Source organism: Zobellella maritima (genome assembly GCF_003075035.1).
GTDB lineage: Bacteria > Pseudomonadota > Gammaproteobacteria > Enterobacterales > Aeromonadaceae > Oceanimonas > Oceanimonas maritima.
This window is the reverse complement of sequence record NZ_QCZE01000002.1, coordinates 158416-170100: the sequence shown is the minus strand read 5'-3', so window position 1 is coordinate 170100 and position 11685 is coordinate 158416. Positions and strand designations below refer to the sequence as shown.

The 11685-nt window shown below is 51.8% G+C and carries 12 protein-coding genes and 1 pseudogene; 9 read left to right on the top strand and 4 right to left on the bottom strand.

Annotated features, from left to right (window positions below; translation table 11 throughout):
• Positions 1 to 153 precede the first annotated feature (153 nt).
• On the top strand, positions 154 to 1185 hold the full coding sequence (mtnA, locus tag DCS96_RS12655) for an S-methyl-5-thioribose-1-phosphate isomerase (protein WP_198650072.1): 1032 nt from the start codon (positions 154 to 156) through the stop codon (positions 1183 to 1185).
• Positions 1186 to 1241: 56 nt separating this feature from the next.
• Here the strand turns inward: mtnA and DCS96_RS12650 are convergent, their stop codons facing one another.
• Entirely contained in the window at positions 1242 to 1868 is a 627-nt protein-coding gene (locus DCS96_RS12650) for a GntR family transcriptional regulator (protein ID WP_198650071.1), read from the bottom strand.
• A gap of 394 nt (positions 1869 to 2262) precedes the next feature.
• Between DCS96_RS12650 and DCS96_RS12645 the strand changes: the two genes are divergently transcribed.
• From DCS96_RS12645 to DCS96_RS19070, 6 genes and pseudogenes are all read left to right on the top strand, one after another.
• Positions 2263 to 2832 carry a chromate transporter gene (locus tag DCS96_RS12645; protein ID WP_116474761.1) on the top strand — a complete coding sequence of 190 codons (570 nt, stop codon included), beginning with the start codon at positions 2263 to 2265 and terminating at the stop codon, positions 2830 to 2832.
• On the top strand, positions 2829 to 3359 hold the full coding sequence (locus tag DCS96_RS12640) for a chromate transporter (protein ID WP_116474760.1): 531 nt from the start codon (positions 2829 to 2831) through the stop codon (positions 3357 to 3359). The genes DCS96_RS12645 and DCS96_RS12640 overlap by 4 nt, the downstream gene beginning before the upstream one ends.
• Positions 3360 to 3672: 313 nt before the next feature.
• Complete coding sequence (locus DCS96_RS12635) at positions 3673 to 4557, top strand: LysR family transcriptional regulator (protein ID WP_116474759.1); 885 nt, start codon at positions 3673 to 3675, stop codon at positions 4555 to 4557.
• 603 nt (positions 4558 to 5160) lie between these two features.
• Positions 5161 to 6144 (top strand): DUF1852 domain-containing protein, encoded by a 984-nt coding sequence (locus DCS96_RS12630; RefSeq protein ID WP_116474758.1) that lies wholly within the window; start codon positions 5161 to 5163, stop codon positions 6142 to 6144.
• Between the two features lie 43 nt (positions 6145 to 6187).
• On the top strand, positions 6188 to 7231 hold the full coding sequence (locus DCS96_RS12625) for a methionine synthase (RefSeq protein WP_116474757.1): 1044 nt from the start codon (positions 6188 to 6190) through the stop codon (positions 7229 to 7231).
• Between the two features lie 90 nt (positions 7232 to 7321).
• Positions 7322 to 7405 (top strand): annotated as a pseudogene (locus DCS96_RS19070) (transposase); the annotation flags it as partial.
• Between the two features lie 94 nt (positions 7406 to 7499).
• Here the strand turns inward: DCS96_RS19070 and DCS96_RS12615 are convergent.
• Genes DCS96_RS12615 through DCS96_RS12605 form a run of 3 tightly spaced genes read right to left on the bottom strand, consistent with a single transcriptional unit; the run spans position 7500 to position 9342 of the window.
• A complete protein-coding gene (locus DCS96_RS12615) occupies positions 7500 to 8042 on the bottom strand; it encodes a 1,2-dihydroxy-3-keto-5-methylthiopentene dioxygenase (RefSeq protein WP_116474756.1) in 543 nt (180 codons plus the stop codon).
• Between the two features lie 2 nt (positions 8043 to 8044).
• Entirely contained in the window at positions 8045 to 8731 is a 687-nt protein-coding gene (gene mtnC / locus DCS96_RS12610; protein ID WP_116474755.1) for an acireductone synthase, read from the bottom strand.
• Positions 8728 to 9342 (bottom strand): methylthioribulose 1-phosphate dehydratase, encoded by a 615-nt coding sequence (locus DCS96_RS12605; protein WP_116474754.1) that lies wholly within the window; start codon positions 9340 to 9342, stop codon positions 8728 to 8730. Before DCS96_RS12605 ends, mtnC begins: the two co-directional genes overlap by 4 nt.
• Positions 9343 to 9733: 391 nt before the next feature.
• On the opposite strand from DCS96_RS12605, the gene DCS96_RS12600 reads away from it, so the two are divergent.
• Entirely contained in the window at positions 9734 to 10879 is a 1146-nt protein-coding gene (locus tag DCS96_RS12600) for a pyridoxal phosphate-dependent aminotransferase (RefSeq protein WP_116474753.1), read from the top strand.
• A complete protein-coding gene (locus tag DCS96_RS12595; protein WP_116474752.1) occupies positions 10867 to 11637 on the top strand; it encodes an amidohydrolase in 771 nt (256 codons plus the stop codon). Before DCS96_RS12600 ends, DCS96_RS12595 begins: the two co-directional genes overlap by 13 nt.
• Positions 11638 to 11685: the final 48 nt, after the last annotated feature.

The window sequence follows — 11685 nt, the reverse complement described above, 5'->3', positions numbered from 1 at the left end:
AGCAGACTCTCCGCCTGGGCCGGAAGCATCTGCCATAAGGAGCAGCAATATAAAATAAAACCCGTAGGCGTAAAAGAGTGTAGACGCCTATACATCCAAACGGCATGTTGGCAGAATGGTGGCAGATGCGCAACCGCCGAGAGGAGCCCTGTGATGATGAAAGACCTTGCCGCCACCAGCCTGAAACTGACCGATGGCCGCCTGTGGATACTGGACCAGCAGGCCCTGCCCCAGCAAAGCCTGTGGCTGCCCTGCGAGTCGGTTGAAGAACTGGTCTCCTATATCCGCGCCCTCAAGGTGCGCGGCGCGCCGCTGATCGGCCTGTCCGCCAGCCTGCTGCTGGCGGTGCTCGCCAGCCGTGGCGTCGACCAGGCCGAGCTGCAGCAATCACTGCTCACCCTGCGCGCATCCCGTCCCACCGCAGTCAACCTGATGAACAACCTGGATCGCATGGCCCAGGCCATCGGGCAGCCCGACATGGTCAGCGCGGTTATCGCCGAGGCCTATCGGCTGGTAGACGAAGACAGGGCACTGTGCGATGCCATTGCCATGCACGGCAGCGAGCTGGTCAGCCCCGGCAGTCGGCTGCTGACCCACTGCAATACCGGTGGCCTGGCCACCGCAGGCATCGGCACCGCCCTGGGAGTGATCCGTCGGGCCCATGAGCAGGGCAAGGTCACCGGCGTGTGGGTGGATGAAACCCGTCCCCTGCTACAGGGCGGCCGGCTCACCGCCTGGGAGCTGGGCGAGCTGGATATACCCTATCAGCTGATCTGTGACTCCATGGCCGCAGTAGCCATGGCCCGGGGCGAGGTGGACGCCATCTGGGTCGGTGCCGATCGCATCGCCGCCAACGGCGACGTCGCCAACAAGATAGGCACCTATAACCTGGCGGTGCTGGCCCGGCACCATGGCATCCCCTTCTATGTGGCCGCGCCGCACACCACCCACGATCCCAGCTGCCCCGATGGCAGCGCCATTCCCATCGAGCAGCGTGAGCCGACGGAGGTCACCGGTGTTTCCGGCAGTTTCGGCAGTTGCCAATGGGCCCCGGAGCGGGCGCGGGTGTTCAACCCCGCTTTCGATGTCACCCCGGCCGAGCTTATCAGCGGCTGGGTGCTGGATACCGGCGTAGTCACCCCGCAGCAGGTCGAGGCAGGCATCTTCAAACAAGCCTTGCGGTAATATAGGCAGCAGGTGCGCACAAACGCAGCTACAGAATGGCAGGCGCCACTGCATGCTCAATCATGCTGATCCCGACAGCTACCCAGCGCTATCTTATAGGACAAACGGATATGTTCTGTTAATAATTCTTGAGCCTCAATAGTCCTACGTTGGAGTGCCAGCTCTACGAGTTCATTATGCTGTGCGTCCAAAATAGTACGGCTTTCAGGTATCGGCGGAGCCAAACGTCGGTACCTATCAAATTGATCATGCAATTGCTCGATGAAACGCGTTAACCACTCGGAGCCACAAGGAGCTACCAGTGTCCGGTGAAAGTGCACATGAACAGCCTCCCACTCAGAGGTCTCCACTTGACCATGCTCCACACGATTTAGTCGATATGCAGCTGCTACCAGCTGGGACTCCCACTCTGCATCTCCGTTGGATATGGCCCGCTCTAACGCCATCCCTTCCAGCTTGCAGCGCATGTCGGTAATGTCATCAAGCTCGTTGTGCGACAGTTTAGGCACACGAAAACCACGTTGATTCTCCTGGATAAGCAGGCCGTAGGCAGCCAGCCTGTTCAGCGCTTCACGAAGTGGGCTCAATCCTACTTGGTAATGCTCCTTGAGCGCACTGATAGAGATTTTCTCTCCCGCAGCAAAGCGTCCGCTGATCAGGTCCTGGCGTAATGTCTTGAACATACAGCTCGCCGCCGTGGTACTGCTACTCGTGTGCTTCATGTCCACTATTTCTCCTGATTAAACCATTCTGAATTAAATAACTGCTCCGAATGGTAGATCACTCCCGACAGTGACTGGGTTCCGCTAAGCGGACCCTCTGCGCCAGGGATGGCGCGGCGGAGCCCCCAGGGATGAGTTTACGGCGTGTCTGCTTACCGGCCCTGTCGATGTAGCACTATTAGGATCAGTTATTTAAGAGTTGACGCAACGTTACGTTAAGTATAGATTCCGATAATAATCGATTTTTCATAAAAATAACGATTAATCAGGAAAAATACTTTATGGGCACTCTTCATCTGAAGATAACATCTTTTTGTTTTTGCCTCATGCCTTGCTTGCATGCGAGGCATTTCGTATGAAGCCAGCATCACAAGGCTCTCTCTTCATGGCCTTTATACGTATCGGCCTGCTTGGATTCGGTGGAGGGCCTGCGATGATCCCTCTCGTGCATCAAGAAGTGGTCAAACGTTACGGCTGGCTCGAAGAGGAAGAATTTGCCGATGTACTAGCCATTGCCAACGTCTTGCCGGGGCCAATAGCCACTAAGCTCCCCGGGTATATCGGATATCGCGTTGGTGGTGTACTTGGTTGTATCAGTGCAGTCCTGGCCGTTATTCTGCCGATGATTGCAGGAATGATCCTATTGCTAAGTATTTTTAGTCGATATCGGGATATTGGCTGGATTCAGGGCATGGGCCAAGCAGTCGTACCTGTAGTCATGGTCATGATGGGTCAACTGACTTGGGATTTTTGGGATAAATCCCACAAGACCCTTGGACTGTTCGTAAGCTTAATTATTATGATTGTGGCCGGAGTGCTTATCTATTGGCTGGGAATCCATCCGGGTTGGATTATTGGCAGTTTACTGATGATGGCATGGCTGCTCCCCGAACAGACATACAAAAATAACGAGGCCACTGAATGATTTACTGGGATCTGTTCTGTGCTTTTTTTGTTCCAAACATCATCGGCTATGGTGGCGGGCCGGCGATCATCCCGCTAATTGAATCAGAGGTGGTTGGCCATTATGGCTGGATGAACTCTCAAGAATTTGCTGAAACCTTGGCGCTGGGTAATGCACTCCCCAGCCCCATCGCAACAAAGATGGCGGGCTACGTGGGCTACGAAGTGGCTGGCATTACCGGTGCGATGGTTGCCGTGTTTGCCACTGTAGTCCCTTCATTATTATTAATGTTAGGCTCCCTTGGTGTACTTTATCGCTATCGTAATTCATTCCGTGTAAAGCGCATGAGCCAGTGGGTACGGCCAGTTATCGCTCTGATGATGGCTTGGTTGACCATGGGATTCTTTACCGAAGGGATTGAGAACTCAGGTCCGATACATATGCTAGTAATAGCTGCATTCTCAGGCATTGCCCTGATTAGATTTAAAATCCACCCGGCTCTGGTAGTCTTTTGCTCACTTATTTATGGCGGGTTGCTGCTCAACTAACGAGTCCAAGAGTGAACAAGAGCTAAAATTAATTACCGGCAGCATTATATTAATGCATTTCCAATTTAGTTAAGGATTTCTATCTTTCATTATTTAATCGCTTTTACCAGAAACTTTTTTAACAAGGATGTGTAGATATTAAACTCAAGTCATTAGCCGATCTTATTACAACTCCCTTATTGACGTTTGTTGCCGCCCCTCAGTACATGCCGAGAATAAATAACGACATTAATCAATGAAAACAATGATATACTTTCAATAAGTCATGAATTATATTCATAATATCAAGTACTAAAAAGACCGGAGTTAAGTTATGTTGGAGCGGTTTCACCTTGAAGTACTGGCAGCAATAAAAGAGCAAGGAACGTTAACCCAAGCTGCTGAATCGTTGAATTTATCCCAGTCTGCATTGAGTCATAGCATAAAAAAATTAGAAGGCCAGATCAAAACACCTGTTTGGCAAAAAGAAGGTAGAAACTTGTGCCTTACCAATGCTGGTGAACAAATTTTGACTCTTGCCAATCGGGTATTGCCGCAATTCAAACACACTGAACTACTATTACGTCAGATAGCGAAAGGCGAAATGGGTTCACTTCACATCGGCATGGAATGCCACCCTTGCTATCAATGGTTGTTAAAAGTAATTAAACCTTATCTTGAAAAGTGGCCAAACGTTGATATTGACGTGAAGCAGGAATTTCAGTTCGGTGGTCTAGGCGCCTTGCATAGCTACGAGATAGATATCCTCGTCACACCTGATCCCTTGTATAAACCCAAGGTGACGTTTATACCGGTATTTGACTATGAGCATAGACTTGTCGTTTCGGCATCTCACCGCCTTGCCATGCAAGACTCGGTCATGCCTGAACAGCTAAATGAAGAAGTTTTATTTAGCTATCCGGTAGAGCCTGAGCGGCTGGATGTTTACAGTCAGTTTTTGAACCCCGCAAAATGTACGGTCAAAAAACACAAGACCATCGAAACTACGGAAATAATGTTGCAAATGGTGGCAGCAGGCAGAGGCGTCTGTGCCTTGCCTGGTTGGTTAGTAGATGAGTTCGCCAAAACAATGGCCATTAAAAGCCTCCGGTTCGGTAAACAAGGGATTAGAAAACAAATCTTTTTGGGAATTAGAAAAGGCGAAGAACAGATTAATTACCTGAGTGATTTCATTGCTCAGGCTCAGAATATCAGGTAATGACCAGCCTTACCTTTAAACTCACATATCTTTTCACTAATACAGCTACCGTCAGGTGGCGTTGCTTCCTATACAGTGAACTATCTGTCTCCCCCATGATCTGAACAACTAACAAACGGACTCTGGAGTACACAGCTGGGTAAAGCACGTCACAACATCAGCAACTGACGGCATTACATCCTGGCCTTGCTCCATCGCTGTTTACTGACCTTCCTGATGGATGAAGAGGCTATCCGGCAGCGGTACCGCCATTTTTCAGCTGATAGACGTACCCTGACCCGCCGGATACCGCTGCATCTATAAGTGCGCACAAACCGTGAAGGTGGCACACCGCTCAACTGGCAGAGCACTGGTTTACAATCAATCATGAGCTTTGTTCATAATTTGATGCAATGAAATCATTATTTTTCATGTAACTACCCCTGTATAACATATCTACGCTTTGCTCTAGACATCTGGACTTCTAGATAACATTGCAGTTGATTGTTAATTAGACAAAAACCAGAAAAAACTGTGCAGCTTGGTGATTTAAGAGTCAGCAAGCCCATAGAGAGCAAGTAATAAATTCAGATTTTATCTCGGAAAATTGGATGCCAGATCACGATGAGTAACGACTTTACATTTGCTATAGACAGCATTGGTTTCGATGAAAATTATCAACCCTCAGACAATACGCGTATTACTACCAACTTTGCTAATTTGGCTAGAGGAGAGAGCCGCCAAGAGAACTTGCGCAACGCCTTAAAGATGATTGACAATCGTTTCAATGCCTTGGCGCATTGGGATAATCCCAAAGGAGATCGTTATTCTGTCGAACTGGAGATTATTTCCGTTGATATGGATATTGATAATGAAGGCAATGGTCATACCTTTCCTACGATTGAAATATTGAAAACAAACATTGTTGACCACAAAACTAACAAACGTATTGAAGGTATTGTAGGAAATAATTTTTCCTCTTATGTACGAGATTATGATTTCAGTGTATTACTATTGAAACATAACAAGAATCAACCCAAATTTAGCATTCCAGATAATTTTGGCGATCTGCATGGAAAACTCTTTAAGTGTTTTGTTAATTCAGACACTTACAAACAAAACTTTATTAAACCACCTGTTATCTGCCTCAGTGTTTCAGATAACAAGACCTATTATCGGACTGAAAATCAGCATCCCGCATTGGGTGTTGAATACCAGCCAAACGAATCATCTTTGACCGAACAATATTTCAAAAAAATGGGGTTGGAAGTTCGTTACTTTATGCCGTCAAATAGCGTTGCGCCTCTGGCTTTTTATTTCTTTGGTGATTTACTTAATGATTACAGTAATCTTGAGCTTATAAGCACCATCAGCACGATGGAAACTTTTCAAAAGATTTACCGACCTGAGATTTATAATGCTAACGCTGCAGCAGGAAAGTGCTATAAACCAAGTTTGAAGAATCTGGATCATTCATTAACTCAAATTGTTTATGATCGAGAAGAACGTAGCAAGTTAGGTATTAAGCAGGGGGAGTTTGCTGAAGAGCACTTCATCAAACCATACCAATCTATTCTTGAGCAATGGTCTGCTAGCTACTCCTCCTAAATTCGGGATTTATAATTGACGAGCATATAAAACGGTACTTATCATGAAAAAATTATTACCCACTTCAACGGCAGGCAGTTTACCAAAACCTTCTTGGCTTGCACAACCTGAGACACTTTGGTCACCCTGGAAATTGCAAGAAGATGAATTAATTGAGGGTAAACAGGATGCTTTACGTGTGTCGTTGCAAGAGCAGCAACAAGCAGGTATTGATATTGTCAGTGATGGCGAACAAACACGCCAACATTTTGTGACGACGTTTATTGAACACCTTAGCGGTGTTGATTTTGAGAAACGTAAGACCGTGAAAATTCGTGATCGCTATGATGCGAGTGTACCGACGATCGTTGGTGCAGTAAGTCGCCAAAAGCCAGTTTTTGTTGACGATGCCAAATTTTTACGTAAGCAAACCAACAAACCCATTAAATGGGCCCTGCCTGGACCTATGACTATGATAGATACTCTTTATGATAACCATTATAAAAGCCGTGAAAAGCTAGCCTGGGAGTTTGCCAACATACTCAATCAAGAAGCTAAGGAATTAGAGGCAGCTGGTGTTGACATTATTCAATTTGATGAGCCTGCATTTAATGTTTTTTTTGATGAGGTAAATGATTGGGGAATTGCTGTTTTAGAAAGAGCAATTGAGGGCCTAAAATGTGAAACTGCTGTGCACATTTGCTATGGCTATGGCATCAAAGCCAATACAGATTGGAAAAAGACATTGGGTTCTGAGTGGAGACAGTATGAAGAGGTCTTTCCCAAACTGCAAAAATCTAATATCGATATTATCTCATTAGAATGTCACAACTCTCGTGTTCCAATCGAGCTGCTTGAACTCATTCGAGGTAAAAAGGTGATGGTAGGGGCCATTGATGTTGCAACCAATAGCATTGAAACGCCAGAGGAAGTAGCCAATACTCTGCGAAGCGCACTTAAGTTTGTAGATGCCGACAAGCTCTACCCTTGTACCAACTGTGGCATGGCCCCCTTATCTCGTCGAGTAGCAAGAGGCAAGCTAAATGCCTTAAGTGCAGGTGCAGAAATCCTCCGCAGAGAACTCTCGGCCCAGGGCGTTGTTTCTTAAATCAATGCACTATCTGTCTCACTCATGATCTGATCGCCTGACGAACGGACTCAGGATCGGACAGATGGGCAAAGCGCGGTACAACATCAGCAACCCGCCCTCATGCTCAAGGCCTTCTTTGGCCTGCCACTGAGGGCACTGGAAGGATTCATTAACTCTATTTTTCAGTTGATGGCATGTCATCGCGCATATCGGCCCTCCAGGACGACATTGCGCCCAGGCTCGAAGTGTCAGCCTGGGCGCAATGGTTGGCTGCAGGAAAAACTTGTCAATCCAGCTTGGGGAAGCCGTCGGCGATGGCGTCGCCGGTGAACTGGGCGACCCAGCCCTCCGGGTTGTTGAATAGGCGGATGGCGGTGAAGCGCGGCGCCGGACCCATATCAAACCAGTGGCGGGTATTGGCCGGCACCGAGATCAGATCGTTCTTCTCGCACAGTACCTGATACACCTTGCCCTCGATATGCAGGCAGAACAGACCTGCCCCCTCGACGAAGAAGCGCACCTCATCCTCGCCATGGGTGTGCTCGGACAGAAACTTTTCGCGAAACACCGCCCGATCAGGGTGATCCGGCTGCATACTGACTACGTCCCAGCTCTGATAACCTGCACGCGCTACCAGCTTGTCAATCTCGGCCTGATAGGCGGCCAGGATGGTGGCGTTATCCGCATCGGCGGCCAGCTCCCGGTCGGCCTGCCAGCGTTCGAAACTCACACTAATCTTCGCCAGTTCGGTGGCGATCTCGGCGCCATCCTGGCTGGTAAACAGCGGCTGGTCAGGCTTGCTGTCGGCAAAAATGGTCAAGGCACTCATGGTCACTCCTTTGAAGTCAGGCTGATTTCATCAAAACGGCTTACCTGGCGATGATGGCTGGCCGGGTCGGGCTCGTCGCGGACCAGCTGGCAGGTGTGCATGCCGGCTGTTTCGGCGGCATCCAGCTCCTGGTGAATATCCGACAGGAACAGGATCTCGTCCGCCGGTAGCGCCAGTTCCCGGACTATGGTCTGATAGGCCCCGACTTCTCGCTTGGCGCCGATCCTGGTATCGAAATAACCGCTGAACAACGGGGTAAGATCGCCCGCCTCGCTGTAGCCGAACAACAGCTGTTGGGCCGCCACCGAACCGGATGAATAGACATAGAGACGAATACCGGATCTATGCCAGTCCTGCAGGCAATTGACCGCATCCTCATAAATATGGCCCTTGAAGTCGCCGTTGATATAACCGTGCCGCCAGATCATGCCCTGCAGGGCCTTCAGCGGGGTGGCCTTGCGATCTTCGTCTATCCAGCGCAACAGCTCGGCGATCACATCATCCAGCGAGGCTCCGGGCTGGCCCATGTCGGCACGGACATCATTGAGCAGTACCATGACTTCCGCATCATGGGCAGTGGCCCGCACGAAGTCTGCAATGCGCTCCCGGGCATAGGGAAACAGCACCTGATGCACGAAGCGGATGTCGCTGGTGGTGCCTTCTATATCGGTAACGATGGCTTTGATCACTTTGCCTCCAGCAGTCTGCGAGTCAGTTCGCATTGAAATAAAAACTCCAGCCCGTCCAGGTGGCGGCGGGCCTCGGCCACTGATCTGCCAAAGCAGTACAAACCATGACCACGCACCAGGAAGCCATAGGCCAGGGGCTGGCATTGATGATGGTCCGCCACCCGCCTGGCCAGGGCATCGATATCCTGGTCATTGTCAAAAATCGGGATCAGTACAGTATCCTGATGCGTCTGCTGGCCAGCCAGGGATTTTTGCATCTCGTAGCCGTTCAGCGCCAACGCCGGTCCGGTTTCGGCCCGGGACAGCACGGTGGCATTGACCGAATGAGTATGCAGCACAGTCCCTGTTTCCGGCAACAGCCGGTAGATAAGGGTATGCAGGCCGGTTTCCGCGGAAGGGCGGCGGCCATCGGCGACTTCGTTGTCGGCCAGGCGCACATTGAGAAAGTCCGCCTCGCTCAGGCTGCCCTTGTCCTTGCCCGATTCGGTCACCAGGCAGGTGTCGAGATCCAGGCGTAGCGACATGTTACCGCCGGTGGCCGGGCACCAGCCCTTGGCGCCAATCCAGTGGCAGGTGGCCACCAGCTCTGCCAGCTCTGAGGTATATGACATAATGATTACCTTTATAAATAACTGAGCCCAAGAATGTTACAAAGGCCTGGGGCGAACGCAGACTCGCCGAGAATACATCCATATAGACTCAAATGTGCCACTTAACCACCATGGATGACAAAATATCGCCGATGCGGGAGCATTTTTCGACCCTGCCGCCGACGGTCTGCTTATCAGATCCTGACATCTATCAGATCATCAGCCAAATGGTGCTGTGTTAAGTCCGTTACTTGTCACCGTTCAAACAGAACTTAAGCTGGCCAAAGGGTTAGATTCCACCAGAACAAGCTACCACTCGGCTGTTTAGACGTTTAACCGTCCAAGTGTCTTGATTGCCAAATCCTAACACTCTGCTATAGTGCCGGGCAACACGCCGAGCGAGGAGCCCTAGATGAACCTGGAAAGCAAACTGCCCGAGCTGGGCACCACTATCTTCACCCAGATGAGCGCATTGGCGGCCGAGCACCAGGCCATCAACCTTTCCCAGGGCTTCCCCGATTTCGATGGTCCCGCCTACCTGAAAGAGCGGCTGGCCTACCACGTGGCCCAAGGCGCCAACCAGTATGCCCCCATGACCGGCACCCCGGCCCTGCGCCAGGCCATCGCCGCCAAAATCCGGCAACAGTATGGCATGGCTGTCTGTGCCGACAACGAAGTTACCGTCACCGCCGGCGCGACCGAAGCCCTCTATGCAGCCATCACCGCCCTGGTACGGCCCGGCGACGAGGTGGTCTGCTTCGATCCCAGCTACGACAGCTATGCCCCGGCGGTCAGCCTGGCCGGTGGCAAGCTGGTGCGCTTGCAGTTAAGCCCGCCCGAATTCAGGGTGGACTGGTCCGCCTTTCGCGCGGCGTTAAGCCCCCGTACCCGGCTGGTGATCATCAATAGTCCGCACAATCCTTCCGCCACCCTGTGGCAGGCCGACGACTACAACCAGCTGTGGCAGGCCATCGCCGATCAGAGTATTTTCGTGCTCAGTGATGAGGTCTACGAGCATATCTGCTTTACCCACGAGGGGCATTACGGTGCCCTGACGCACCCCAACCTGCGGGAACGGACCATCGCCGTCTCTTCCTTCGGCAAGACCTTCCATATGACTGGCTGGAAGGTGGGTTACGCCATCGCCCCCGCCGCTCTCAGCGCCGAGCTACGCAAGGTGCACCAGTACCTGACCTTTTCCATCAATACCCCGGCCCAGCTGGCGCTGGCGGACATGCTCAATGCCCATCCCGAGCACTGGCAGCAGTTGCCCGCCTTCTATCGAGCCAAGCGGGACCGTTTTGCCGAGGCACTGGCAGCCAGCCGCTTCACCGTGCTGCCCAGCCAAGGCACCTACTTCCTGCTGGTCGATTACAGCGCCATCAGCGAGCTGGACGATGTCGCCTTCGCCCATTGGCTGACCGAGCACGCCGGGGTGGCCGCCATTCCGCTGTCGGTATTCTGTGACGGTCCCTTCCCACACCGACTGGTTCGGCTATGCTTTGCCAAGCAAGACGACACTCTGGATGAAGCGGGAGCCCGTTTATGCCGACTCTGAACCTCAGCCTGTTACAGCAGCCGTTGCACTGGCACGACGGCCCGGCCAACCTGGCTCACTTCGACAGCCTGCTGAGCCGGATGCATGATCAGGACTTGATCATACTGCCGGAAATGTTCACCACCGGCTTTGCCATGGATGCCGCCCGTCATGCCCTGCCCGAAAGCGAAGTCTACGACTGGCTGTATGATCATGCCCAGCGCCTGCAGGCCATGATCGGCGGCAGCGTGGCCCTGCAAACCGAACAGGGCGCAGTTAACCGCTTCCTGCTGGTCAATCCGCACGGCGCCATCTACCGCTACGACAAACGCCACCTGTTCCGCATGGCGGGCGAACACGAAGTTTATAGCCCGGGAGACCGGCGACTGGTGATCGAGTGGAAGGGATTCAGGATACTGCCGCAGATCTGCTACGACCTGCGTTTCCCGGTCTGGTCCCGCAACCGGAATGATTATGACCTGGCGCTATATGTGGCCAACTGGCCGGCGCCCCGCGCCCACCACTGGACCAGCCTACTGACCGCCCGAGCCATCGAAAACCAGGCCTTTGTCGCCGGCTGCAACCGGGTCGGCCACGATCACAACGGCCTGAGCTACAGCGGCAACAGCCTGATCATCGATCCCCAGGGCGAGATCCTCGCCAAGGCCGACGATCACCAGGCTGCCGTCCTGCAAGCCAGCCTTAGTCTGACCGAACTGCGCGACTACCGGGAACGTTTCCCCGCCTGGATGGACTCAGACGACTTTCGGCTCGAATAACCAGCCCTTGGGAATAAAGAAAAGGCCCCGCAGGATACTCCCTGCGGG

Excerpts from the sequence above, each read along its gene's own strand:
- mtnA (WP_198650072.1), top strand. The coding sequence starts at position 154 with ATGATGAAAGACCTTGCCGCCACCAGCCTGAAACTGACCGATGGCCGC.
- DCS96_RS12650 (WP_198650071.1), bottom strand. The coding sequence starts at position 1,868 with ATGTTCAAGACATTACGCCAGGACCTGATCAGCGGACGCTTTGCTGCG.
- DCS96_RS12645 (WP_116474761.1), top strand. The coding sequence starts at position 2,263 with ATGAAGCCAGCATCACAAGGCTCTCTCTTCATGGCCTTTATACGTATC.
- DCS96_RS12640 (WP_116474760.1), top strand. The coding sequence starts at position 2,829 with ATGATTTACTGGGATCTGTTCTGTGCTTTTTTTGTTCCAAACATCATC.
- DCS96_RS12635 (WP_116474759.1), top strand. The coding sequence starts at position 3,673 with ATGTTGGAGCGGTTTCACCTTGAAGTACTGGCAGCAATAAAAGAGCAA.
- DCS96_RS12630 (WP_116474758.1), top strand. The coding sequence starts at position 5,161 with ATGAGTAACGACTTTACATTTGCTATAGACAGCATTGGTTTCGATGAA.
- DCS96_RS12625 (WP_116474757.1), top strand. The coding sequence starts at position 6,188 with ATGAAAAAATTATTACCCACTTCAACGGCAGGCAGTTTACCAAAACCT.
- DCS96_RS12615 (WP_116474756.1), bottom strand. The coding sequence starts at position 8,042 with ATGAGTGCCTTGACCATTTTTGCCGACAGCAAGCCTGACCAGCCGCTG.
- DCS96_RS12605 (WP_116474754.1), bottom strand. The coding sequence starts at position 9,342 with ATGTCATATACCTCAGAGCTGGCAGAGCTGGTGGCCACCTGCCACTGG.
- DCS96_RS12600 (WP_116474753.1), top strand. The coding sequence starts at position 9,734 with ATGAACCTGGAAAGCAAACTGCCCGAGCTGGGCACCACTATCTTCACC.
- DCS96_RS12595 (WP_116474752.1), top strand. The coding sequence starts at position 10,867 with ATGCCGACTCTGAACCTCAGCCTGTTACAGCAGCCGTTGCACTGGCAC.